The sequence below is a fragment of the Paenibacillus sp. JJ1722 genome (assembly GCF_048282685.1).
GTDB lineage: Bacteria > Bacillota > Bacilli > Paenibacillales > Paenibacillaceae > Paenibacillus > Paenibacillus polymyxa_B.
Window position 1 is genome coordinate 5,676,849 of the sequence record NZ_CP182500.1, and the last position, 24,880, is coordinate 5,701,728.

The window sequence follows — 24,880 nt, forward strand, 5'->3', positions numbered from 1 at the left end:
ACTAGTCTGATTCCCCCTTGGAATATGGGTTAGTCCGCGACTGAGTGTGTTTCAGTATAGAAGTCACTTGAATACGAACGGTACTTTCCGCAAAATAACGGCTCCAATCGTGAGAGAGCCTCTTCCATTGTTGGGGATGGCTCCTCTCCAGCGCAAGGCCAAAGCCTATTACATCGCTGCGGGTACGCTGAATGTCTCTGACTGTTGAAGCGATTACTTTTTTCGTCTCCTCTGTCCATTGCTCCTGCAGTCTTTTCATCGCCTCCGGACTCTGTAAGTTAATCGAGCACTCGGCTTCCTGTACTGCCCCGGTCTGTTTTAAGTTAATCACAAAAATAGGCTCTCCTTGCTCCATCCGAGTGTGTATCTTGGTTGCAGAAAACAAGGTTTCGATGCCAATGGTTTCCCTATTCTTACCGCAGCTCAGTGTTGTTTGGGCACCTTTCACCTTGTTGTTGATCATAGACAGTCCAATGGCCTGGTCATCGTCCAACCAGTGGACAAGCCGGTCCTTTTGGAATACCCCCATTCCGTTAATATGAACAATGGCTTTCGGTAAAATATTGTCCACATTGTTCTTGCTTGCAGCCTGCTCCAAATTCCCATTGACCCCTATGCCCGTCAGCACAGGACCGCCACCCTTATGAGACATGCTGCGAATGACATCGTCGATAGTCACCGCGTAATCCCCGGCATACAAACGCTCCGATGTTTCCAGCTTTCCTGAAATATCATTGGCCGGAATACGGCCGATCGCGGTCATGATTGCCAGTACATCCTTCCCAGTATTACCGCGTGCCACCAGCATTTTCACCGGCAACCGGATTTCTGTAGACCTTTCCAAAGAATCCATCATATCGCCGATTCCAGCCCGTGCCAGCTTTTCACCAATAACGACCAGTTTGGTGTGCGCCAAAGAAATGATCCTCGGAACCTTTTGTGAGGCTCTGCGGAGCGCTTGAAACAGATTTTTTCCCTTTTCCCGATACAAAACGACAGGAGTATCTCCTCTCGCTTTGGCTCCGGCGATTTCATCTGCCACGATCACCTGTAGGGAAACTTCGTAATCTGACTCCCCAACCATATCAATTCCTATCCCCGCTACTACTGCTCTCTGGTTTAACTCCACAGAATCCCAGCAACCGGATAACAAGGGAGCGAACAGTAACAGGACCAAACACAGTCTCCCTATACTCCCCTTAAAGGTTACTGCCCTTTGTTCATTCCTCTTCCCCTGATACACCCTGATTGCCCCCCTCCTGCATCGGTGTGGTTTTATCAGAAGGGGAATTCCCGCTTCCATCCTTCATTCGTTTTTGGTTCTTAGACGTTATGCTTTTAGGACGTTTCTTCATCATCCAAAATGGGAGTCGCAATACGGCATCCTTTTGACTCTCCAGCACAAAAGGACTGAAAGGCGCCATGTAGGGCACCCCGAAGGAACTTAGACTGTTCATATGAGCAATCAACGCAATCAGCCCCAATGTAATGCCGTATAGCCCCATAAACGCTGACAGTATCATGAAAATAAACCGGCACAATCTCCCGGCCACTGCCATGTTATAGGCTGGGATTGCGAAACTGGCTATTCCTGTCAGGGCTACTATAATTGTGAGCAGCGGGGTGACGACTCCGGCTTCCACGGCCGCTTGACCCAACACAAGCGCACCAATAACGGATACCGTTTGACCACCCGCACGCGGCATTCGAATACCCGCCTCACGCAAAATCTCAAAGGTAATCTCCAAAATAAACGCCTCTAGAAATGCCGGAAAAGGAACGGATTCCCGCTGAGCCAATATGCTGATCAGTAGTGGAGTCGGTATCATTTCATAATGGTATGTTGTTAAGGCAATGTAGAGAGAAGGCCCCAGAATAAGAATAATGAAGCTGATATATCTAATGAGCCGAACAACAGTCGCCATATCGTAACGCTCTTCATAATCCGAAGAACTCTGAAAAAATTGGGCAAATATTGTAGGCATCACCAGTACAAACGGAGTCCCGTCTACAATGAGAGCCACTCGACCCTCCATAATATTGCTGCTAATGGTGTCCGGTCTTTCCGTGTTAAAAATCGTCGGGAATGGTGTAAAGTGATTTTCCTGTATCATCTCCTCAACCATGCCGGACTCAAATACAGCGTCAATATTGATGCTTTCTACCCGTTTACGAACCTCATCTACGACACGTGGATTTGCAATATTTTTCATGTAGAGCATGGCCACATTTGTGAGGGACGTGCTTCCCACTTGGAACATCTCCAGTGTAAGATCGGAGCTTTTAATCCGTCGCCGGACGAGAGAAATATTCGTGAACAGGGATTCTACAAATCCCTCTTTCGGTCCTCTGACGACTGTCTGTGTTGTTGGCTCGCTGACTGCGCGTGTCTCTCCCCCACGTGTGCCGCACGCAATGGCTTTTTCGCAGCCTTCCAATAGGATGATCGTGTCCCCCACTAACAGTTGTTCCATCATGGAATTCCAATCATCGCAGTCCTTCACTTCTCCTAGTGCAAGCGCATGACTCTGTATTCTTGCGTACAGCGCTTCTGCATTCTTCGCCTCAGCAGCCACTTCAGCAGATGGGCGGCTAAGCATGGATCTCATGATGAGTTCATTCACCGTATCCGTTTTAGCCATACTATCCAGAAACACAATAGCGGCGGGAACATCCGCCCTCAGCCCTAATTTAAAGCGGCGAATCAGAAAGTCTGGGCTATCTGATGTCAATTTCTTAATTTGCTGCAAGTTGGTTTCCAAACAAGTATCGATTTTTAAAGAACGTGAAGAATTTTCATTATTCTTGTCCGCACCCGACTTTTTATTATGTTTGCGATAGGGATAGCGAATCATGAGCAAACCTCATCTCCAGTAAGGCAGCAATAGATACCGCCTATTTTTCCTTATTCTTGTATCTTTGGAGTATGCTCAATCTATTCCCAGTTATGCACCAAACACGTGAACGAAACGTTATAAGCGCATCAGCGTAATAAATTTCAATAAATTCTTCATTTTCAAGCTTAATGTCAGTTTTTTTGATAAAATGAAGAAATATGCCTCTCGGGAGGGTTAGCATCTTGTTCAGTACGTTTTTTGTAAATACCTGTATCCTTGTCACCTTTTTGTACATAACTGGCCTCATATCACAAAGATATAAAATCCGTCTGCACACCTTGAAGCGTAAGATACATTGGATCGGAGGCGGCCTTTTTGGGTGCTATGGCATTGTTATGATGTACTATTCAATTCCAGTAGGATTTAATACGATTGCCGATCTTCGTCATTTGGCCATCGTAGCTACCGCAACGTACATCGGCGCCCCAGCAACGCTCATGGCTACCCTATTTATATGTGTAGGTAGATTATTGCTGTTTGGTATCAACACTCAAGCCATCGTAGGCGCTATTTTTATGATGCTCGTTGGGCTGGGGTGCGCTTTATTGTCACATCTGTCCTGGTCACGTTTACCCAAGCTGATGATTATGAACGTTTTTGCTATGGGCATTATATTCTGTTCCCTTATGATTAATTTGAAGAATCTTGATGATGTTCTGCATGTTTATCCGCTCCAATTATTCATATCCATGATCGGCGGATGTCTTCTGTACCTCATTGCTGAATCTATCAACACATCCAATGAGCTATTACTTCGACTGGAGCATACCTCCTACACAGACCATCTCACTAATTTAAGCAACAGAAGACAGCTTGAGTTTTCATTGGAAGAGAAGCTCCCTCAAGCTCGTCAACGTCATGAGCACTTATCTGTACTGGTGTTGGATATTGATCACTTCAAGGAAGTCAACGACACCTATGGGCATGCGGCAGGAGATGCAGTGCTGCGCCAGCTTGGGCAGATTCTAATGGAAAAATGTCGTCCTAATGATGTAGTCACCCGCAGCGGGGGGGAAGAATTCACCGTGCTTTTGCCAAATTGTGCTTTTCGGCAAGCGTTGCGAATAGCTAATCAGATTCTTAGTGGAGTAAATCAGCACGAGTTTATTTTAGCGGATGGTCTTGTTCTTAAGGTCACGGTGTCCATCGGTGTGACGACATTTCCTGGTACCGGGGAAGATATGTCCGGGGCAGCCCTGTTGGAGCAGGCAGATAAAGCACTATACGAAGCTAAAAATGCAGGACGTAACCGGGTTTGCTCATATGAAACATAATTTGAGGCATGACCATTTCATAGAAATAGCCGATACAACCCTCTTTTGAGAGTCGTATCGGCTATTATCATTTTGAATCTTCATTATGATTGCATTTTCCCACCACGAGTGATGTACGATTGGCAAGCGAAGCCAGCGTATGGGACCCCCATACTTCCAGCATACGTCGTTCGCTCTCGGCTAAAATTTCGGATACGGCTATCGCCAACTCCTCACAAAAAGGATTGGTTTCCGGTTCATGCATCATACCCGGGAAAATCGGATCACATATTTCAATGGCGTGGTATATATCGGCAAGTGTAATATGGTCGGCCGAACGGGTAAGCACATAGCCTCCCTCACGACCTTCGCGTGCTGCAATCAAATCTGCCTGTACAAGTCGCGTCAGCACCCTGCGCACCAAAGTGACTTCGCAGTCAATGGAACGGGCAATAGAACCGCTGGCACAGAGTTCTCCGTGCTTTTCCAAATAGACAAGCGCCTTTACCGCCACCCCAAGCCATTTGGGCGTTGCGGTGCGTAGTCGTTTTTCACTATTCAAATGAGATGACACCCCTAAGCTGTAGAAACTTCGTTGAATGCATTGTACGTGATGTCAGAAGTAAGTTCAAGCCTGAAAGCCGGAATCCTCTGTAGCATTAGCGCCCAAAGTAAAATGAGCTAGCCGCACTTCCCCGCTCAACAACAGGTATACATCACGTGTGCCAGAGACTGAATGTACCGCTTCCGAAAGCGTAACCCATGCTTGCGCCCCTCCTGTATTGCCCACGTTCACACGTGCCACAGCTTCGCTGTCCGGTGCATCCAAACGCAGCTCAATTGTGGCATCGCTACTGTTGCCTGACACGCGACACTGAAGCTCGACCACACTCACCGTATCCATGTCTACGCCATGAAAGGCAATCCAACCGGAACGTTGAGGTGTGCGCGGACGTACACAGGCCTCCCTTTGCTCCTTGCTTTCATCCAGTACGATGTCGGAGCAATTATCAAAGTTTTCAGCGCGAATACTTCGTCCGGCTTGGCGTGGTGGAATAACTTCGCCACGAACGTACACAGGGTGCTCCAACCGAATATCCGCTGAGGAAGCGCCTGCCAGCAGTGTATATTCCCCCGTTTCAACGCAATAGCAATCCCGTGTAACATCCCAAATCGCCCAATCCTTCATCCGAATCGTAAAGGAAACCGTTCGCGTCTCACCTGCGTCTAAGCGAATACGTTGAAAACCGCACAATGTCTTCAGTGGTCGCTTTACTCGTGAGGCACCGGGCCGTACATAGAGTTGTACAACCTCTTCACCAGCAGCTACACCCCGATTCGTCACCTCTACCCACACCTGGAGCGTATCCACGGCATCCAGTGCAGCAATAGATTTTACGCTATCCTTTGGGGCATCCGTACGCAGGTCATTATATTCAAAAGGCGAATACGTCAATCCATGGCCAAACGGATACAAGGATTCACCTTCAAAATATTGATAGGTACGACCGCCGCGAATAATATCGTAATCTTTGATGTCGCCCAATTGATCCTCGCTCTGAACCCAGGTCATGTTCAAACGCCCCGCTGGCGCGTAATCTCCAAATAACACATCCGCTATTGCTGTACCATGCTCTTGTCCCGCATGAGACGTGTATACGATCGCTGGAATATGCTCCTGAACCCAAGGGATGGCAAATGGATAGCTGCCCGTCAGAACCACAATCGTATTCGGATTGACGCGATACACTTCCTCGATAAGCCGTTGCTGGGAAGCTGCCAGTTCCAAGCCTGGACGGTCATTCTCTTCCTTTCCATTGATGAGCGGGTGATTTCCAACAAATACAATTGCTGTATCTGCCGCTTGCGCAGCGGCTATCGCTTCCGCTAAACCATCTGACACCGTCTCTACCTGGAATGTGTGGCTCTGTCCTAAAACTGTCGAGGCGTTACTCTCTACAGCGTTAAGTGCAGATTTTTCAGCCTCCACTACCTTTAATGAGCCCTCCGTTCTGGCAATCACTGGTTTGCCATTCCATGTTGTCCACAGATGCTCTCCTTGTCCAACAGGAGTCAGCCCAAAGACCTCTTTGACATACCAGCCATACGCTTCATCAGCTGTAACACGGAGCGTTTCCTCATCACTCGTCACGTAAGTACCCAGATGCTCATCATGTAACGTCACACTGCCATAGCCCCAATCCGTCATGGTCAATACTGTGGGCTCTCCATCCTGGGACAGGCGCATCTCACCGGAAGAATCGACTGTGAGCTTCGCTCCGTCATTCACCGCCGTCAAGGTCACACGATTCTTACCGTCACGGTACACGACGCGTTCCTTTGCGTCCTCGCCTTCCAGCTTGGCACGAATCGCCTCCAGCGGTGTAACCTGGTAGGGCAGCGTACCGGAATACCAGTCGCGGTACACCTCATTGCCATGCGTACCAATGACCGCTACTTTGCCGCACCGGGCAGGGTTCAAAGGCAAGAGTTCATGCTCATTTTTAAGCAATACGATCTGCTCCCTCGCCGCACGCAACGACAATTCACGGGCTTGCTCTGTCAGGAGAGCTTCCTCTCCGATTGAGGCATAAGGATTGTCTGCCGCCGGATCAAATTCCCCCAAACGAAAACGGACACGGAACGTATGGAACAATGCCCGATCCAGGTCTTCTTCTTGTAGCGTTCCTTGCGCCAAAGCTTCTCGAATCGCCTGCTTGGAGAGCTCTGCATCATCTGTAATGCTGTCAATTCCCGCCCGAATAGATTCGGCCACGCCAGGCGTATGGGAATCGTAATACTGATGATCGTTGACAATCCCCATGACATCACCCGCATCACTTACAACAAAGCCGTCCATCCCCCATTCGTCCCTGACAATATCGTTAACCCCATGATATAACGTAGCAGGCGTTCCATTAATCAGGTTGTAAGAAGTCATCATCGACTGTGCGCCGCCTTCCGTAAAAGGCTTCTCAAAGGCTCTTAGGTAATATTCTCGCAGGTTTCGTGGATCTATACTGGAGGAGCCGATTCCCCGGTCCACTTCATTGTTGTTACCCAGAAAATGTTTTAAAGTGGCAACCGCTTTCAAATATACCGGATGATCCCCCTGTATCCCCTTGACTAACTCCTTTGACAACTCTCCCGTCAAATACGGATCTTCGCCGTAAGCTTCCTCATTGCGTCCCCATCTCGGGTCACGCTCCATATCCACCGTAGGTGCCCACAGGGTCAGACCGTTTAATTTTGGATCACGACGATAGTAAACACGTGCCTCATCTGCGATAACAGAGCCGATGAGGCGCATTAATTCCGTATCCCAAGTACATGCCAATCCTACAGGCTGAGGAAATGAAGTCGCCTCACCTAACCACGCTATCCCGTGTGCCGCTTCCGTACCGTGCTTATAAGCTGCGACTCCCAACCGGTCAATGGCCGGCTGGTATTGCAACATGGATTCAACCTTTTCCTCCAAGGTTAGTCGCGAAACGAGATCCCGTACACGCTCATCCAGATGAATCTTCGGATCTTGAAATAAATATTCGATACCCGTTGTTTCATGACTCATATCCGTCATCTCCTTAGCTTAATTAAGATGATAAAAAGTACTTTTATGAAAGCGTTTTAATATATCATAGCTAAAAAGGGGTACCCCGGCAACAATACCGAAAACATCCTATACTGTTTGAAAGAGAGACCGCAGCATAAAGACAAAAAAAGTTGTATTTTACCTTCAATATACAAAGCTAAAAATAATATTTTTTGGTATAATCAGGATATATCACTGAAGGAGGAAGCGCTAATGAAAAATACCGGAATGACAAGGCCTCTGGATCAATTGGGGCGGATTGTACTCCCTAAGGAAATGCGCACTACAATGGATATCAATATCGGTGATTCACTTGAATTTTTCGTAGATGAAGAAGGGTTTGTACTAAGAAAATACACCGGTGTCTCCTGCAAATTTTGCGGCGCAGTGGATCATTTAACTTATTTTCGCGACAGCTTTATTTGCGCAGAGTGCATCCAGGTATTAAAGACCGATGAAAATGTGCATGCCACAAGCACCGATGCTATCCAGGCTCAAGAAGATTCTAAGCCGACCCGAACCAATACAACCTGGCAACCCAAGCAATCTAGAGTGCAGCAAGGTGAAATGGTAAAAAAGCTACGCAAGCTGATTCAGGAACACCCGAACCTGCCACAAAAAGTATATGCCGAAATGCTAGATATTTCCCAAGGCCGGGTGTCCCAGTTGAAAAAGCTACTCTAAACCTTCCCAAAACAATATCCCAAGATCATATACTATGTACTCGCAAGCCTATCATTTTCATCGCAACTACGATGGCCAGATATAGAGTAAGGTGCATATCCGCGGATGTGTCCCTTACTCTGTATCTGGCTTTTTTATGCTGCCCGCTCCTACCAATGTGACAATAGTCACATACTCTCAATGTATACGTATATACAATATATAGATCGAAACAATTGGTTAACACAAGATATCATCAATATGTTGTTTTTGTGAAAAATATATATATTTTACTATATGGAGGGTTTTACGATGAAGGTGCTGGAGGAACATCAATTATACGACATCGGCGAGCGGGTCATTGGGGCACAAGATCTGGACATGCTGCGGGAGAATGCAAATTTGAATGGAGAATCGTTCAGCGGCAAAATGAGCAAGCTTGGGTCCGAGTATGCCAAATGGTATGCGCGCCTGCGGGTACTTCCGCCTGAACTGACGAACGCGATTGACCACGGATATGTATATGTTCACGATTTGGACCAATATGCGCTCGGAACTACGAATTGTATCTTTATCCCTTTTGGTCGTTTACTGCGAGACGGCTTCAATACAGGCAACGGCTCTGTGCGCACACCGCAAACGATTATGTCCGCTATGGCACTGGTCGCCATTATTTTCCAATCTCAGCAAAACAGCCAATTCGGAGGTGTCTCCGCCAACAAAATAGATTGGGACCTTGCCCCATACGTTGCCCGGTCCTTCCGCAAACATCTGCGGAAAGGACTTCGGTTGTTCGAGGAAGAGATAGAATCCCATCTGTCTGACGACGAACTACATATGGCCAATCCCCATTTGCAAGAAGTCTGCCCTCGTTCATACGCATTCGCACGCGAAGAAACGGAAACGGAAACCCGGCAGGCTGCTGAATCGCTCATTCATAACCTGAACACCATGAGCAGTCGGGCGGGTGGACAGATTCCATTCACTTCACTGAATTACGGAATGTGCACGTCTGCTGAAGGACGGCTTGTTACTCAATCGCTGCTGGAGGCCACTATTCGCGGCTTGGGCAGCGGGGAAACTCCTATTTTTCCGCAGCATATTTTCCAATGCAAAGAGGGAATCAACCAGGCAGAAGGCGACATCAATTATGATTTGTTCTTACGGGCAGTAGAATGCTCTAGCAGACGGATGTATCCCAATTTTGTGAATGTGGATGCCACCTTCAACTTGCCTTTTTACCGTGCTGATGACCCGGATACCATTATAGCGACAATGGGTTGCCGTACCCGCACCATTTCTGACCGTTTCGGTAGAAACCGGCAGAGTGGCAAGGGAAATCTCTCCTTCAATACCATTAATCTGGTGCGGCTTGGCATTGAGTATGGTATTTGCACAGGCAAACGCCTGACACCTGACCGTGATCGCTTTGATGCGAGACTGGAAGAAGTTATGCGCATTGCGGTGGATGGCCTAATCCATCGCTATCAAATCCAGACCAGCCAACCGGCCAAAGCCTCGGACTTTATGATGCGCGAAGGGGTATGGGAAGGTGGAGAACAACTGGCGCCAGATGATAAGGTGGGAAGCGTACTAAAGCACGGTACGCTTTCGATCGGGTTCATCGGGCTGGCTGAGTGCATGAAGGCACTATACGGGAAACACCACGGGGAGGATGATTTCGTATACCGCGAGGCACAGCGAATCATCACTTCCATGCGCGTGTATTGCGATCGAATGAGTGAATATCACAATTTAAATATTACATTGTTCGCTACGCCTGCCGAAGGTCTGTCGGGCAAGTTCACATTGCTGGATCAACGTGATTTCGGGATTATCCCTGAGGTAAATGATCGAGAATATTACACGAATTCTTTTCATATTCCCGTGTATTATACGCTCCCGGCTGCTCGTAAAATCAGCTTGGAAGCTCCGTTCCATAACCTCTGCAACGCTGGTGCGATTTCATACATCGAGCTGGATGGTAACGCGCGGAATAACCCGGATGCGTTTCTTAAAATTGTTCAGTACGCGCTGCATCAGAACATCGGCTATTTCTCTATCAACCACCCGGTGGATCGTTGTACGGAATGTGGTTATGAAGGGATTATCGGGACAAGCTGCCCCCAATGCGGCACAGATGAGGAGCATACACACTTTCAGCGCTTACGTCGGGTAACCGGATATCTGACAGGAGATTATACCGTTCGCTTTAATGCTGCAAAACAGGCAGAAGTTCGAGACCGGGTGAAACATAAGTGAATTTGTGTGGCTACATTCCGGAATCTCTGAACGAAGGATACGGCCTGCGCACTGTCGTGTTTATTAGCGGTTGCCGTCATGCCTGTCCCGGATGCTTTAATCCAGCGTCGTGGAGCTTCCGTGCAGGTGAGCCATTTACACCCCAACGACAACAGGAAGTCATTCGTGACATCATGGATAATCCGTTGTTGGACGGACTGACTCTCTGCGGGGGAGATCCGTTTTTCTCAGCAGCAGAATGCTCGCAATTTGTGCGTGACTTCCGCGAGGCCTGTCCCGACCGAACCGTGTGGGCTTATACTGGCTTTGTCTATGAAGATTTACTCACAGATCAGGAGCGACAGGAGCTAGCGCTTTTGTGCGATGTGATTGTGGATGGTCGTTTTGTAGAACAGCAAAAGGACCTGACCCTTCCCTTCCGGGGCAGTCGCAACCAGCGTCTGGTAGATGTAAAAGCCAGTATTCAGGCAGGCTATACCGTTTCATTGGCTTAACGCGAAGTTTACCCGGCAAGATGCTATATATCTAAGACAAGTCCCCATCATGGGTAAGGCTTGTCTTTTTTTCATATAGCTAACTGTTTCCATTGGAGTTTCTATTGCGCATCCTGTAAGTTTCACTTATGATGGTGAACAAGTATACGAGTGCATAATTATTCGTCATACCTTAACCGCATAGCTTGGAGATAGGTGTCTGTTCTATTCAGATCAGGCTTAAAAGGGAAGCCGGTGCAAATCCGGCACGGTCCCGCCACTGTAAACGGGGAACTTTCAGCTGTTCATATATCCACTGGTCCACAGACCGGGAAGGAATGCTGAGAGTCATGATCCGTAAGTCAGGAGACCTGCCTATTTTAACAACATCGCAAGTACCTACGGAAGATAGGGAGGTGTTAAGAGCAGTCGCCGTATTTTTGATTTTTTAATCACGGAGGCATTCTTTCCCCTACTTATTTTTAACTCTGGGGGAAGAATGCCTTTTTTGGTACGTAAAAATAAAACAGCTACCCACTAGGAGGAAAAGTACATGTCCATTATTGAATGGCCTGAATTGTCCGGCTTGATTAGCAGTAATCTGGGATATCCGCGTATCGGCGAAAACCGGGAATGGAAGAAAGCACTGGAACGCTTCTGGAACGGCAGCATTAACGAAAGCGAACTGCAGACGGAGATGAAAAGATTACGGTTGGAGCATCTGAGCAAGCAGCGTGACAAGGGGATTGATCGCATTCCTGTCGGAGACTTCTCCTATTACGATCACATGCTGGATACATCTGTAATGTTCGGTCTGGTACCCGAACGGTTCAACCATCGTCCCGCAGGTCCGGTTCCTCTGTCCGTGTATTTTGGGATCGCTCGTGGACAGAAGGGAGCAACCGCCAGTGAAATGACCAAATGGATGAATACCAATTATCACTACATCGTTCCTGAATTGGCAAACGCAGTCCCGGTGTTCACTGAAAATAAACCCTTACAGGCTTATCGTGAAGCAAAACAAGAACTAGGCATTGATGGGAAACCGGTCCTCATCGGCCCCTATTCATTCGTTACCTTATCCAAAGGCTATGATCGTAAGGATTTGGCCACCATCGTACGAAGCTTCCTGCCACTGTACACCCGTATCCTGTCTGAACTAGCGGCAGAAGGCGTTCAGTGGGTCCAAATCGATGAACCTGTCCTAACCACCTCATTCCCGGCAGAGGATTTGGACATTATTCAGGAAGTCTATGAAGCTTTGACTCAAGCTGCGCCCTCCTTGAATATAATGCTGCAAACCTACTTTGGCAGCCTGGACCATTATGAGCGTCTGTCCGCACTTCCGGTACAGGGATTGGGTCTTGATTTTGTGTATGATGATGGCGAAAATCTTCAGCATATATTGCAGCATGGCTTCCCTAAAGGAAAAACGCTGGGCGCTGGGGTTATTGACGGGCGCAATATATGGCGAAGCGACCTGAACGCTGTGGCTGCCCTGCTGGGTCAGTTAGCAGAACAAACCACTGCCGCACAGCTTATCGTACAGCCATCATGCAGTCTGCTGCATGTGCCAGTCAGTCTGGAGGCAGAGCACAAGCTGGACAAGGAGCTGGTGCAAGCGCTGGCCTTTGCCGATGAAAAGCTGGAGGAAATCGCCGTCCTGACGGCTGCACTTGGCAAACACGATCCTTCCGCACTCGCCAAGCTTGAGCAAAGTGCGGATGCGGTAGCCCGTTTCAACAGTTCAGCGGCACGCGTACAGACAGCTGCCGATCTGGCCGACCTGTTGGCAAAAGAGCCTCTGTCACGCAGCGTTCCTTTCGCCGAGCGTCGTGAGATTCAGCAAAATAAGCTGAAGTTGCCTCCACTGCCTACGACGACCATTGGTAGCTTCCCGCAAACCGCCGAGATCCGCAAGGCCCGCCTGCACTATCGCAAAGGAGAATGGTCAGCCGAGCAATACCGGGCGTTCATCCAACAGCAAATTAAGGAATGGATTGATATTCAAGAGGACATTGGCATTGACGTGCTTGTTCATGGAGAATTTGAGCGGACCGATATGGTTGAATTTTTTGGCGAAAAGCTGAACGGCTTTGCTTTTACGCAAAACGGATGGGTGCAGTCCTACGGCTCCCGCTGTGTTAAACCGCCGATTATATACGGAGACGTTTCCTTCGATCAGCCCATGACCGTGGAAGAAACGGCATTCGCCCAATCGTTAACTTCCAAGCCTGTTAAGGGAATGCTTACAGGCCCTGTGACCATTTTGAACTGGTCTTTTGAACGTAACGATATTCCTCGTAGTCAAGTTGCTTTACAGTTGGCTCTGGCATTACGGGCAGAGGTAGAGGCACTGGAACAAGCGGGCATCGGCATGATTCAGGTCGATGAGCCTGCAATTCGTGAAGGGCTTCCACTGAAAAAAGAACAACAGCAAGCCTATCTGGACTGGGCGGTTCAAGCCTTCCTTGTGACCACGGCCACCGTTGAACCTGCGACCCAAATCCATACGCACATGTGCTATTCCGAATTTCAGCATATGATTCAGTCCATCTCCGATATGGATGCCGACGTCATATCTATTGAAACTTCGCGAAGTCACGGAGAACTGATTGTCAGCTTTGAAGATCAGGTATACGACAAGGGCATCGGTCTGGGCGTGTACGATATCCACAGTCCGCGCATCCCCGATGTATCTGAAATGCTAAGCATGATCCAGCGTGCTCTGCGCGTACTGCCATCAGATTTGTTCTGGGTTAATCCGGACTGTGGTCTGAAAACCCGCACCAAGGAGGAATCTATCGCCGCCTTGCGACTAATGGTACAAGCGGCTCAAGCAGCCCGGGCTGCATTGGCTGTATCCAACTAATCTTTTTATCGTATCGAATCGCACCATCATTTCACCATATCCTATTCCCCTTTCCGGCCCTTTTTGGTAAAAGCCGGGAAGGGGGATTTATTCTAGGTCATATAATGTATAAACGCCTTGAATATGCTCCATTTTCATCTGCTTCATATGTACGCCTAAGCCATGTTCTTGATCCCAGGAGCAACTAAAATTCAAATACAGTTCATCCTTTGCCGATGAGTCGGAAATCAGTATAGACACAAGCTGTATTCGATCCAGCAATTGTTCCGGCCGCTCCACATAAGGCGCATATTCATCTGGGTCCTCTCCCCATATACTGTAAGCATTCCGGTACTTTTCCACTATGCCAGCATAATGATGGTGTATGGACTCCAACACTTGAGGATGAATAGCTGACGAATATTCCATATACTGCTCCCATGTGTTTTTTTGCAACTGTGTAGGTTCTTCTATAGTCTGTGCCTGTTCTTCGGAGTCAGCCCCCACGATAAATTCGACTTCTACTTCCGAGGGCTGCCCGCAAAAATTAAGATGTACTACACCACGCAGAACAATCTCCTCAGATACATCCCAAGACTCATCATCCTGTTCCAGTTCCATATACCAATGTTTCCAATCCACCCTTTACCCACCTCTTCATAAAAAGTAATATTTAACCCTATTGAATACTTTACAATCTATCATTTTAATGAATGAAATTAAAGTAGCATCCTATTTGTGCTCCCAGCCATATTTCGAGTAATTTCCAAATAAAAATACTTTTTTCTACAACATTCGCTATTCAATAAAGCCTCCAAGAAAGAAAATCTGCCCATTTTGGCACAAATATTTTATTATTAAAAATTTAGTACCTTGCATTAATCAGTACATGATGTTAAATTATACCTGACTACTGTTCTATAATTAGTACCCGTGACAAATTATGCACAAACACACGTTTCTTCCCCTTATTCCGAACGACACCTATGAATTATTGATAACATCCAGGAAGGGAGCACCGCTCGTGAATGTGAACATCCAATTCAAAAAAGGGGTACTGGAACTGTGCGTTCTAGTTCTAATTGGACGCAGAGACCGTTATGGCTACGAGTTGGCTCAAGCCGTCTCCCGTCATATTGAAGTAGCTGAGGGAGCCCTATATCCATTGCTCCGCCGTCTGGTATCAGAAGGATACTGCACAACGTATTTACAGGAATCGACCGAGGGACCTCCCCGCAAATATTATCGGCTGACTGATACTGGAAGCCATTATACAAGAATACTTACGCGGGAATGGAATGATTTTGTCCATCATGTCGCAAGCCTACTGGAGGAAGGGAATTCCGATGAATAGAAAACAGTTTCTTACAGAGGTAGAGCAGCTTCTTTCTCCTCTCCCTGCAGAGGTACGCAATGAGCTGCTTAGTGATTTGAGCCAGCATTTTGACTACGGGTTGGTTAATGGCAAAAGCGAAAGTGAGATTGCCAATGAACTGGGTAACCCGGAGGATATTGCCCGAGAAGCGTTGGATGATCCCAATGCAGCCTGGAACGCTTCTCCTCCGCTTCGTCAGGGAAGCTTCGCACGCAATCTTTTTACTTTCTTAGGGCTACTGTTTCTCAATTTGCTAATCTCCATCCCGATTATGGCTACCCTATGGGCAGTATGGGCTTCATTGACCGTGCTATCGGTCAGCTTCATTGCAGCCCCCCTTCTCGCCGTTACTGATTATGCACTAAACAGCACCTTTTACCCGGCCAAATTCTTTTTCTCTATCACGTTGACGGGTATAGGTCTATTGCTGCTGCCTGGAGTACGTTATCTCCTACTCCTTATGGTCAAGGGCACAGTACGATACTGGAAATGGAATCAGACTACCCTGAGGGGAGCTTACTAACAACATGAATAAAAAGTGGTTTATTGCAGCAGGTCTGTGCATTGTCATCGGCGCAGCCGGAATGGTGGCCTACGGTGCCCCATGGAGTCAACAAGTCATGAAGGAAACAACTGCGATTAACAAAAAATGGACGTTCACACGTGGTCAGTTACAGAAGCTGAAAGTGGACAGTTCTGATGATGTCTCTATTTTGTTTACTCCCGGCTCTGGCGACCAAGGTACGATACGCATTAGTGGAGAAGTTCAGACAAAAGTAGCCGACCAGATTCATAATGCCCAAATTGAGAACGGTAAGCTTACGATTCAATCGGAGCCGGCCCCTTCCTTGTCATTCCTTTCGATCACCCCTGATGTGGATCAAACGATTACCGTAGAGATGCCCTCCGGCGAAACACTAACTGACCTACAGATAGATGCACATTCAGGGAATGTAAAACTTCAAGATGCCTCCGTGCAGAATACTTCCATCACCGCTACTTCAGGCACTGCCGAGATTACAAACCTCCAAAGTACCCACCTGATCGCAAATTTAACATCCGGCAATTTTACAGCCAGTCAGCTTGCAGCAGATATGGAGTTGAAGCTTACTTCTGGCGATGTTACCATCCGCGATTATAGCGGTAATGGCCTTATTTCCCTAACCTCAGGGGAGACAAATATTACGCAACGTGCCGTAGCCAACTTGGAAGTGAATGCTGATTCTGGTGACGTGAAGATTAAACAAGCTCCCGATTTTAAAGGTGTTTATAATGTCCACTCTGACTCTGGGAGTATAGATACTCCCGAATCTGTTCCCGGTAGTGTGAACGTGATAAAGGCAGAAACCACCTCAGGGGATATTAATATTTCCAAATAGGAGACCTCTAGATGAATACCTCATCAGAGGCGAAGTTTGGTTCAATGAGTTTAACCTTGTATAATGTAACCATGTGCTCACATGCACAACCACGTTATGGAGTGAAAAGGAGGAGACTGGATGGAACTTAAGAATAAAACAGCCATTATTACAGGAGCCAGCAAAGGAATCGGTAAAGCAATTGCCGAAACTTTAGCTAAGGAAGGCGTTAACCTGGGATTAATCTCACGAACATTGACTGACCTGCAAAAGCTGCAGGATTCGCTGGGGAGTACATACGGTGTGAAAGTGGTGAGTGCTGTTGCAGATATATCGGATCGCGCACAGGCCGCTGCCGCTGTAGCTTCACTGGAACACGAGTTGGGCGCTGTCGATATTTTGATCAACAATGCAGGCATTGCTACCTTTGGCACAGTCGCAGATATGGACCCCGAAGAGTGGGAACGTATTATTCGCGTAAACCTGATGGGAACCTACTATGTCACACATGCTGCTCTTCCAAGCATGCTGGCACAAAAAAGCGGAAACATTATTAATATTTCCTCGACGGCAGGAGAACGAGGTTTTGCAACAGGCTCGGCATATTGCGCATCCAAATTTGCTTTGATGGGCTTCACGGAAGCACTGATGCAGGAAGTTCGCAAATCTAACATTCGCGTTACCGCGCTGACTCCAAGCACTGTCAATACAGAACTGGCGGCAAATGCAGGATTGCCTATTGGTGATGAAGATCGCATGCTTCAACCGCAAGATTTGGCCGATCTGACATTAGCCGCATTGAAACTGCCTCCACGGGTTCAATTAAAAGTAGCCGGTATTTGGACAACCAACCCACAGTAATTCGACACGACATCTTAGATTCATTGGCTGTACAATGCTCCGGCAGACGTAATTGTTCGTCATGCCGGAGCTTTTTTTTCAGCAGAGCTATACCAAAACAAACTGTAATATAAGCGCTTTGTACTTCCAGCATATATACATACAATTCCTACAACTATAAGCGCATTTCAGGAAAGGGGAAAAATGATGAAGAACACAGGAATGACACGGCCATTAGACCATTTAGGCCGCATTGTGCTGCCCAAGGAGCTGCGCAATTCTATGAATATTAATATTGGAGATGCCCTCGATTTTTTTATTACCCCAGAGGGACTGATGATTCGCAAGTATACGGGGGTTTCTTGCTATTTTTGTGGTGCCGTAGATCATTTGAGCTATTTTAGGGATCATCTGATATGTAAAAGTTGTATTGAAAATCTGAAGAGCGATAATCCTTCCAGTCATTTGAGTGAATCCCGTCCTGTCCAGCCCAAGAAAAGAAGGAGTTACAGAAATCAGAATGATCTCCTGAATAAACTAAAACAACTCATGCAGGAGCATCCTAATGTATCTCAAAAAGAATTAGCCGAAATGCTCGAACTATCCCAGGGACGCGTGTCACAGCTTAAAAAGCTACTCCTTTAGATAATCCTGCCGATCCGTCTGTTATTATCAACAAAAAAAGAGCCTGACGGCTCTCGGATCATCATCGTTACGCAATGTCAGAATGCTCCATAACCGGGACTCGATAGGCCAGCAAGGACTCGTCTATTACGGCAGAAATAAACGTTGCTTCTATTTCAGGCACCAATCTAAGCGCATAATTCCATGCGTTTTCTTCAATTTGCAGCGCAAGTCGTTGCCGGGTCCCTATCCCGCTCTCTTGCTCCAAAGCATCGGAGAGGTCCACTAATTCCGTATCGGCGGCGTGCCCGATCTCATGTGCAAGCACAACCGTAAAATACTCCTCAACTCGATCAACGCTGCCGAACATTTGTAAACACTGTGTTTCAATAACGTCCGTATACATGGTAATAGCGTGAGCATTCATGGCATATTTGCCCCCAATCAGCCTTCCACCAGGAAAACGTTTCTCCAGCTTAACTGTCACACCTATAGCAGCCCGTTCCAAAAGCTCAGCGACAACGCGCTCTGCCTGATATCTTTCCAACTTAGCTTCGCTCCTCAAACCAGGATATATAAAGTTATATTTACTTTAAACTTATGAAATCATGGATGTGTTCATACCATACACAGTACGATATTATACCTTTTTACAAAGGAGAATACCATGTCAGAAGATTATTATATAGGCTGGGGAACGCTTGCCCTGATTAATGCCGGCTTGGCACAGTCCAAAAATCGGAGCGGGCTAAACTGGTTTCTGCTCTCCCTATTAATAGGGCCACTGGCTACCCTTTTTATCGTTGCATGGGATAAGCTGGAATCCTAATCCAGCCATTAGGTCATTCCCATCATTATCCGGAATGAAAAGGGCAACCTTGGCGCTTCTGCTGAAGCACTGCATCTGATGCTGTATTAGCCTGTCTCGACATATACGGCTTCTCTTGAACTCCGAAATTCGGCTTCACAAGCCGATTATCGTAGGAACTATGAAAAATATGCGTTGTCGCCGGGGATAGCGGAGGGATCAGCCATGTCCAATTGCCTGTCAGTGCGCGCCCAGCCTTGGCCTCCCGTTCCTCAAACAGCTTGAATTGTGCCGCTGCGGTATGGTGGTCGACAATGCTGACTCCCGCTTTTTTAAAAGAATGCAGCACAGCAATATTCAATTCCACCAGCGCCCGATCACGCCAAAGCGTTGTTTCACTCGTCGTATCCAGCCCCATCAGCTTAGCCACCTGTGGCAACATATTATAGCGGAAGGTATCCGCAAAATTACGGGCGCCGATTTCTGTTCCCATATACCAGCCGTTAAAGGGAGCCGCCGTATAGATGATACCGCCAATCTCCAGCGTCATGTCCGAAATCATAGGCACGGCATACCAACGTAATCCCAAGGAAGCGAAACCCGAAAGTTCTGGATGCTCAATGGCTACCTCCATCACCAAATGCTCAGGAATATCAAATAGCTCGGGAGGCCGCCCGCCTGCTTCCACAACCAGTGGCAAAATATCAAAAGGAGTCATCGCTCCTTGCCAGCCCATATCTTTACAAGCATTGGTAAAATCCACCGAGATCGGGTCCCCGATGATCCCTTGATCGGTTTCATATCCAGCGTAACGAATGAGTTGATGGTTCCAGATGCGGATATTCGGCCGCCCCGGCTTGGAGGCGCGAAATACAGTAAGCGTTGGCTTAATTTTACCGCCATTCGTTCCTATGCGCATATGCTCCAGGAGCTCGCAGACCACCTCCGTCGCATCTGACGCGCCCCGCGCATCCCTGACCAAAAGCTTGTCCCAAAATAAGCGCCCGATGCAACGATTGCTATTGCGCCAAGCCATGAGTGCTCCGTGCTCCAGCTCTTCGTACGTATGATCATACGTTCCAGTTGTCTCTATGTCGTGACGAATATGAAGAAGCCGGGCTTCCGCTTCATCGCGGCTTCGGCCCAGCTCCTCATAACATGTATATATAAACTGCTCCGCTTCATGCAAAAGCTGTTGTTTCACTTCCATAACACACACCCCATCCCGGCAACTCTATGACTCAAGAGCCTGTGGTCTTCCACGCCTTCACGTTATTATACTCCAGTGGCAGAGTGGAACCAACGGGATGTGTATCTTGTTCACCTGATCTCCATATACGTGGAAATATATCCCAATATCTTATCCCAAATACGCACTCAGCATCCAGATATGTTTATCCATTGCTTCTCTCAAGCCGTTAAGAAGATCCTCTGTCGCTTTATCCTGTGCTGCTTCCGCTGCTTCCATCCCATTAGCCAGTTCAACAGTGATGGTTTTAAAATCAGCAACAACGGACTTCACCATATCGTCAGCTGTCTGCTCACCTGCGGACTCCTGAATAGCTGAAAGTTGCAAATGCTCCTTCAAGGTCGCAGCCGGACGGCCACCAATAGCCAACAAACGTTCAGCAATCGTATCTAGATTAGCTGTTGCTTCATTGTAAAGTTCTTCAAATTTAGCATGCAGTGTGAAGAATTTAGGTCCTTTCACATACCAGTGAAAATAATGCAATTTCGTGTACAATACAGACCAGGTAGCTACCTGACGATTCAATGCCTTGTGCAATTCTTGAATGGCCTCTTGTGTAGGTGCGTTCGTATGATTTAATGTACTCATGTTAAAATCCCCTCTCGTTTTCATTCAAAATATAGTTGGTGTAAAGCTTGGATACTCGTTAACAGTAGTGTCTGATTTTCTTCAAAATCCCATGCGTGAATCCAATAAATATTTATTAATTAATTTAGACTTAATCTAAATCCTGTTTTAATTATAACACTGTGTCGATGTTTTTCAAGTCTTTATTCGGTTTTAATCATGAAGATTACGTGAATTGATTGTAAATCAAACTCTATATGCAATAGGACATCCACAATCAAGACTTATTTATCTTTTATACATAGGTTACATCAATAGGAGTAAAGAAGATGTTAATTTTGTCTGCTAAAGTATCTGTATTGTAGACAAAGTCCAAAGTCCATAACCTACTACCTCATACCTAGCCACGACAAAAAAGAGCCGGCCCGTAAGAGGGTCGGCTCTTTTATTATTCTTGCATCTCTGAAGGTTCCACGATTAAGGATACAACCTTGCCAGCATTTACATCAATCAGACCATGATCGGTAATTTTCAGGGCCGGGCTGACCGGCAAAGAATGCGTACTCAGCGACATGATTGGATTGTAATGGCGGTAACCCAGCGACAACAAGGCTGAACGCAGCTCCTTCACATGGGCTGCAACCATTTCCAGCGGTCCTTCTGTTAAAATCCCGCCTACGGTTAACGGCAAATGGGACAGCACCTTGCCATTTTCAACTACGCAAAAGCCACCTTGGCTGGATAAAACCGTATTCGCAGCCAATATCATATCTTGCTTGTTATGCCCTACGACCAGCAAGTTATGGTTATCGTGCGAATAGGTGGTTGCCACTGCCCCACGTTTAATCGTATCTCCCCCGATCAAACCGTAAGCACGGTTGCCATTCTTTCCATACCGTTCAAACGTAGCGATGAGTCCATGTTCACCATGTTCCCATACCAGTTCACCCTGCTCCACATGTGCAGGTGCAATCCGTTCGCTCGTAAAAGTTGAGCCATCCTTGACCATCATAATACGACATTGATGTGTGCCATCAGCTACATCCATCTTTACCGTAAAATCCTGCTCCGTGAGCGGATTGAGCTTCACACTTTGATAAAAATGGGCGGGGAAGCGGCTTTTTATCGGTGCTTGATGGTATTCCTCGAACTTATCGAATACCTTGAGTCCGTCCTTATAGACTTGCTCCACATCAAACTGACCAAGATCGGATAGCAGTACAAAGTCAGCTATTTTTCCCGGTGCAATTGTTCCGCGGTCATGCATTCGCATCCGTGCAGCAGGAGTAAACGTAGCTGCATAAATGGCATCCTCAGGCTTCATGCCCATTCCGATAGCTTTACTTACAATATGGTTCAGATGCCCTCGTTCTACGAAAGAGTCTGGCATCACATCATCCGTTACGAAGCAAAAATGTTGTGCCACATCTTCCTGAATAAGATAGTCCATCACTTCAGGGGTCATCGATTTTTCCTGGATTTCAATAAACATTCCGGCAGCCATTCGCGCCTTCATACCTTCAATACTTTGGTGAGTATGGTCCGAGCCTATTCCCGCATAGATCAACTGATGCAGGTCCAGATCAAGCAGCTGCGGCGTATGGCCTTCAATGATCAGCTCCGGGTAATGCTCACGAACATGGCGTAAGATGCGATTCGTCTTGCTTTCCGGATCACGAATGACATCCACATAGTTCATAATTTCACCCAGGCAGATCATTTCGCCGGTTTGCAGTAGCGCATCAATCTCGGGAATACCGATCTCGCCTCCTGAGGTTTCGAGCGGCGTTGCCGGGACAGAGCTTGGAATACCGTAGAACATATCAGCCACGCAATCTTTGCTGGCTTCCATCATTTCCTGAATGCCTTCCAATCCGAAAACATTCGCCATTTCGTGCGGTTCCGGTACAATCGTCGTTACCCCATTGCGAATCAGCCCATAGGAAAAGGTTGCCGGTGTCACCATTGTGCTTTCGATATGCAAATGGATGTCAATCAGGCCGGGAATCATATATTTCCCATGCCCCTCTACAATCTCAGCCACCTCAAAAGACTCCAGACCACGCTGACCGATATACATAAACTTACCGCCAAGTATAGCTACATTACCTTCTTCGAACGTCTTGTAGTAACTGTTATACACCTTAACTTGTAAAATCATTTTGTCTGCACGCATGATGTATCTCCTTCATCGAACCCGCTGATTATTGGACCAGCACCATTTTATCTGCCGGAAAATGCAGGGTAACCCGCTGACCACTCAGGTAAGGCGTATCCATTTCCTGATTAGCCGTAAAGTTGCCTTTCGCCGTTTCTACCACATACTGATAGCTACGCCCCAGGTAAGTACTTACCTTAATAATACCGGGAAGCTCATTTTCCCCTGTCTCGTTGCCTTCTGTTCGAATGACCAAATCATCCGGGCGAATAGCGCCCTGACGAGCACCCGGCTGAGCAGTACCCTGATTACGCGCTACGCCGAACGAAAGATCGCCTGTATTCAGTCGAATACAATCCCCTTCTTCAGTACGCTCGTCAAAACTCAGAAAATTATTAAACCCAATAAAACGGGCGACAAATTCGGTCGTCGGATATTTAAAAATGGTCGATGGAGCATCTAATTGTTCGATGTTCCCCTTATTCATAATCGCAACCTGGTCAGAAATCGAAAAACATTCCTCCTGATCATGCGATACATATACGGTAGTGATGCCCAGTTCCTGTTGAATACGGCGGATTTCCACACGCATATTTACACGCAGGTTAGCATCCAAGTTACTCAGAGGTTCATCAAACAACAGCAGATCGGGTTCAATCACAAGCGCTCGCGCAATCGCAACACGTTGACGCTGTCCGCCTGACAATTCACCGGGGAAACGTTTTTCAAATCCCCCCAGGCTAACCGTATCCAGCATGGTCATAACGCGGCGCTTTACATCATCTTCCTTTACCTTGCGTAACCGCAGACCAAATGCAACATTATCAAAAACGGACAAATGCGGGAAGAGTGCATAACTTTGGAATACAAAGCCGAAGTTCCGTTTATTTACCGGAACCCGAGTATAATCCTTATCGCCAAACAAAAATGTTCCTTGTTTAGCTTCGAGAAATCCTGCAATGAGACGAAGTGTGGTCGTTTTGCCACAACCACTCGGTCCGAGCAGCGAGAGCAATTGCCCCCGTTCGAGCTGCAAATCGAAATCCTGCAAGATCAGTTGGTTGTCATAAGCGACCGATACGCGATCCAGAGTAAGCAGTGCCATAAGGTTGAAGCCTCCATTACCTTTTAGTGAAGTAAGACAATCCCATCAGTCGTTCAATCAAGAACATCAGGATACCGGTCAAAATCATCAGCATAACCGAAATCGCCGCAATCGTCGGGTCAAAATAATTTTCGACGTAAGTCAGCATTTGAATGGGCAGGGTGCTGAAGCCCGGTCCTGTCATAAAGACGGAAATGTCGACATTGTTGAATGATTCCAGAAAGGCAATCAGGATAGCCGCAATAATACCTGAGCGGATGTTGGGCAGAACCACCTTGAAAAAGGTTTCCAGCCGTCCAGCCCCCAAACTAAGCGCTGCTTCCTCAATCGCAAAATCAAAGTTAGACAAACTGGATGCAATGACTCTAATAATGAACGGCAGCATAATCACCGTATGTCCGATCAATAGTCCAGCATATACTGGTAAATGGTAAACAATGATCAGATAGCGCAGCAGTGTAAAACCAAGAACAATACCCGGTATAAGCAACGGGGAAAGGAACAAAGCATTCAGCGCATCCTTCCCGCGAAACGAAAAACGACTAAGTGCATAGGCGGCAGGCATACCGATCAACAGTGCCAAGATGTTGCCTAGCAGAGAAACGACAATGGACGTTTTGAACGTGGACATAAACAAATCCACTTCAAAAATATTTTCATACCAGCGCAAAGAAAAGCCCTGCGGAGGAAATTTTAACACCGTGCCCGGCTCGAAAGAAGTGACCGATATGATCAACAGCGGACCGAGCAGAAAGATGAAGACCAGCAGGCTAAAGAAGCCTAGTCCGTAATGTTTCTCCCGCAT

22 protein-coding genes and 1 riboswitch are annotated in these 24,880 nt (G+C 47.2%); of the genes, 11 read left to right on the plus strand and 11 right to left on the minus strand.

Annotated features, from left to right (window positions below):
* Position 1: 1 nt before the first annotated feature.
* The gene (locus ACM1ND_RS25255) at positions 2 to 1,177 is read right to left on the minus strand and encodes a Ger(x)C family spore germination protein (protein WP_418026791.1); all 1,176 of its coding nucleotides are present in this window, start codon (positions 1,175 to 1,177) and stop codon (positions 2 to 4) included.
* Between the two features lie 43 nt (positions 1,178 to 1,220).
* Entirely contained in the window at positions 1,221 to 2,855 is a 1,635-nt protein-coding gene (locus ACM1ND_RS25260) for a spore germination protein (RefSeq protein ID WP_418026793.1), read from the minus strand.
* A gap of 224 nt (positions 2,856 to 3,079) precedes the next feature.
* Here ACM1ND_RS25260 and ACM1ND_RS25265 point away from each other — a divergent pair, with 224 nt between their 5' ends.
* On the plus strand, positions 3,080 to 4,171 hold the full coding sequence (locus ACM1ND_RS25265; protein WP_023990814.1) for a GGDEF domain-containing protein: 1,092 nt from the start codon (positions 3,080 to 3,082) through the stop codon (positions 4,169 to 4,171).
* A 67-nt stretch (positions 4,172 to 4,238) separates the two neighbouring features.
* On the opposite strand, the gene ACM1ND_RS25270 is transcribed toward ACM1ND_RS25265, so the two are convergent.
* Both ACM1ND_RS25270 and ACM1ND_RS25275 read right to left on the minus strand, forming a co-directional pair.
* Entirely contained in the window at positions 4,239 to 4,712 is a 474-nt protein-coding gene (locus tag ACM1ND_RS25270; protein ID WP_013312437.1) for an Rrf2 family transcriptional regulator, read from the minus strand.
* Between the two features lie 66 nt (positions 4,713 to 4,778).
* Positions 4,779 to 7,721, minus strand: coding sequence for a glycoside hydrolase family 3 C-terminal domain-containing protein (locus ACM1ND_RS25275; RefSeq protein ID WP_418026795.1), 2,943 nt, complete (start codon positions 7,719 to 7,721; stop codon positions 4,779 to 4,781).
* A gap of 234 nt (positions 7,722 to 7,955) precedes the next feature.
* Between ACM1ND_RS25275 and ACM1ND_RS25280 the strand changes: the two genes are divergently transcribed.
* The 4 genes from ACM1ND_RS25280 to metE all read left to right on the plus strand — a co-directional run bounded on the left by ACM1ND_RS25280 (position 7,956) and on the right by metE (position 14,012).
* Entirely contained in the window at positions 7,956 to 8,426 is a 471-nt protein-coding gene (locus ACM1ND_RS25280; RefSeq protein ID WP_023990816.1) for an AbrB/MazE/SpoVT family DNA-binding domain-containing protein, read from the plus strand.
* Between the two features lie 291 nt (positions 8,427 to 8,717).
* Positions 8,718 to 10,667 carry an anaerobic ribonucleoside triphosphate reductase gene (locus ACM1ND_RS25285; RefSeq protein WP_023990817.1) on the plus strand — a complete coding sequence of 650 codons (1,950 nt, stop codon included), beginning with the start codon at positions 8,718 to 8,720 and terminating at the stop codon, positions 10,665 to 10,667.
* Positions 10,664 to 11,161 (plus strand): anaerobic ribonucleoside-triphosphate reductase activating protein, encoded by a 498-nt coding sequence (gene nrdG, locus ACM1ND_RS25290; protein ID WP_023990818.1) that lies wholly within the window; start codon positions 10,664 to 10,666, stop codon positions 11,159 to 11,161. Before ACM1ND_RS25285 ends, nrdG begins: the two co-directional genes overlap by 4 nt.
* Before the next feature lie 176 nt (positions 11,162 to 11,337).
* Positions 11,338 to 11,534: riboswitch (cobalamin riboswitch) on the plus strand.
* A 159-nt stretch (positions 11,535 to 11,693) separates the two neighbouring features.
* Positions 11,694 to 14,012 carry a 5-methyltetrahydropteroyltriglutamate--homocysteine S-methyltransferase gene (gene metE, locus ACM1ND_RS25295; RefSeq protein ID WP_023990819.1) on the plus strand — a complete coding sequence of 773 codons (2,319 nt, stop codon included), beginning with the start codon at positions 11,694 to 11,696 and terminating at the stop codon, positions 14,010 to 14,012.
* An 87-nt stretch (positions 14,013 to 14,099) separates the two neighbouring features.
* On the opposite strand, the gene ACM1ND_RS25300 is transcribed toward metE, so the two are convergent.
* Positions 14,100 to 14,633: a DUF6985 domain-containing protein gene (locus ACM1ND_RS25300; protein WP_418026797.1), complete on the minus strand. Its 534-nt coding sequence runs from the start codon at positions 14,631 to 14,633 to the stop codon at positions 14,100 to 14,102.
* A gap of 382 nt (positions 14,634 to 15,015) precedes the next feature.
* On the opposite strand from ACM1ND_RS25300, the gene ACM1ND_RS25305 reads away from it, so the two are divergent.
* The 5 genes from ACM1ND_RS25305 (at position 15,016) to ACM1ND_RS25325 (ending at position 18,209) form a co-directional block, all read left to right on the plus strand.
* On the plus strand, positions 15,016 to 15,345 hold the full coding sequence (locus ACM1ND_RS25305; RefSeq protein WP_023990821.1) for a PadR family transcriptional regulator: 330 nt from the start codon (positions 15,016 to 15,018) through the stop codon (positions 15,343 to 15,345).
* Positions 15,338 to 15,889, plus strand: a complete 552-nt coding sequence (locus ACM1ND_RS25310) for a DUF1700 domain-containing protein (protein WP_028540761.1) — start codon at positions 15,338 to 15,340, stop codon at positions 15,887 to 15,889. The genes ACM1ND_RS25305 and ACM1ND_RS25310 overlap by 8 nt, the downstream gene beginning before the upstream one ends.
* A gap of 4 nt (positions 15,890 to 15,893) precedes the next feature.
* A complete protein-coding gene (locus ACM1ND_RS25315; RefSeq protein ID WP_053326324.1) occupies positions 15,894 to 16,745 on the plus strand; it encodes a DUF4097 family beta strand repeat-containing protein in 852 nt (283 codons plus the stop codon).
* A gap of 120 nt (positions 16,746 to 16,865) precedes the next feature.
* Positions 16,866 to 17,585, plus strand: a complete 720-nt coding sequence (locus ACM1ND_RS25320) for a 3-ketoacyl-ACP reductase (RefSeq protein ID WP_076264523.1) — start codon at positions 16,866 to 16,868, stop codon at positions 17,583 to 17,585.
* Between the two features lie 186 nt (positions 17,586 to 17,771).
* A complete protein-coding gene (locus ACM1ND_RS25325) occupies positions 17,772 to 18,209 on the plus strand; it encodes an AbrB/MazE/SpoVT family DNA-binding domain-containing protein (protein WP_013312449.1) in 438 nt (145 codons plus the stop codon).
* A gap of 67 nt (positions 18,210 to 18,276) precedes the next feature.
* Here the strand turns inward: ACM1ND_RS25325 and ACM1ND_RS25330 are convergent, their stop codons facing one another.
* On the minus strand, positions 18,277 to 18,735 hold the full coding sequence (locus ACM1ND_RS25330; protein WP_053326325.1) for a hypothetical protein: 459 nt from the start codon (positions 18,733 to 18,735) through the stop codon (positions 18,277 to 18,279).
* A gap of 120 nt (positions 18,736 to 18,855) precedes the next feature.
* Between ACM1ND_RS25330 and ACM1ND_RS25335 the strand changes: the two genes are divergently transcribed.
* Positions 18,856 to 19,017: a hypothetical protein gene (locus tag ACM1ND_RS25335; RefSeq protein WP_013312451.1), complete on the plus strand. Its 162-nt coding sequence runs from the start codon at positions 18,856 to 18,858 to the stop codon at positions 19,015 to 19,017.
* A gap of 25 nt (positions 19,018 to 19,042) precedes the next feature.
* Here the strand turns inward: ACM1ND_RS25335 and ACM1ND_RS25340 are convergent, their stop codons facing one another.
* The 5 genes from ACM1ND_RS25340 to ACM1ND_RS25360 all read right to left on the minus strand — a co-directional run bounded on the left by ACM1ND_RS25340 (position 19,043) and on the right by ACM1ND_RS25360 (position 24,880).
* On the minus strand, positions 19,043 to 20,206 hold the full coding sequence (locus ACM1ND_RS25340; protein ID WP_316244374.1) for a nitric oxide synthase oxygenase: 1,164 nt from the start codon (positions 20,204 to 20,206) through the stop codon (positions 19,043 to 19,045).
* A gap of 150 nt (positions 20,207 to 20,356) precedes the next feature.
* Positions 20,357 to 20,833 (minus strand): Dps family protein, encoded by a 477-nt coding sequence (locus ACM1ND_RS25345; RefSeq protein WP_023990827.1) that lies wholly within the window; start codon positions 20,831 to 20,833, stop codon positions 20,357 to 20,359.
* 427 nt (positions 20,834 to 21,260) lie between these two features.
* Entirely contained in the window at positions 21,261 to 22,988 is a 1,728-nt protein-coding gene (locus ACM1ND_RS25350; RefSeq protein ID WP_322171963.1) for an adenine deaminase C-terminal domain-containing protein, read from the minus strand.
* Between the two features lie 28 nt (positions 22,989 to 23,016).
* Positions 23,017 to 24,075 (minus strand): ABC transporter ATP-binding protein, encoded by a 1,059-nt coding sequence (locus tag ACM1ND_RS25355; RefSeq protein ID WP_069080086.1) that lies wholly within the window; start codon positions 24,073 to 24,075, stop codon positions 23,017 to 23,019.
* Positions 24,076 to 24,091: 16 nt separating this feature from the next.
* Complete coding sequence (locus ACM1ND_RS25360) at positions 24,092 to 24,880, minus strand: ABC transporter permease (protein WP_013312456.1); 789 nt, start codon at positions 24,878 to 24,880, stop codon at positions 24,092 to 24,094.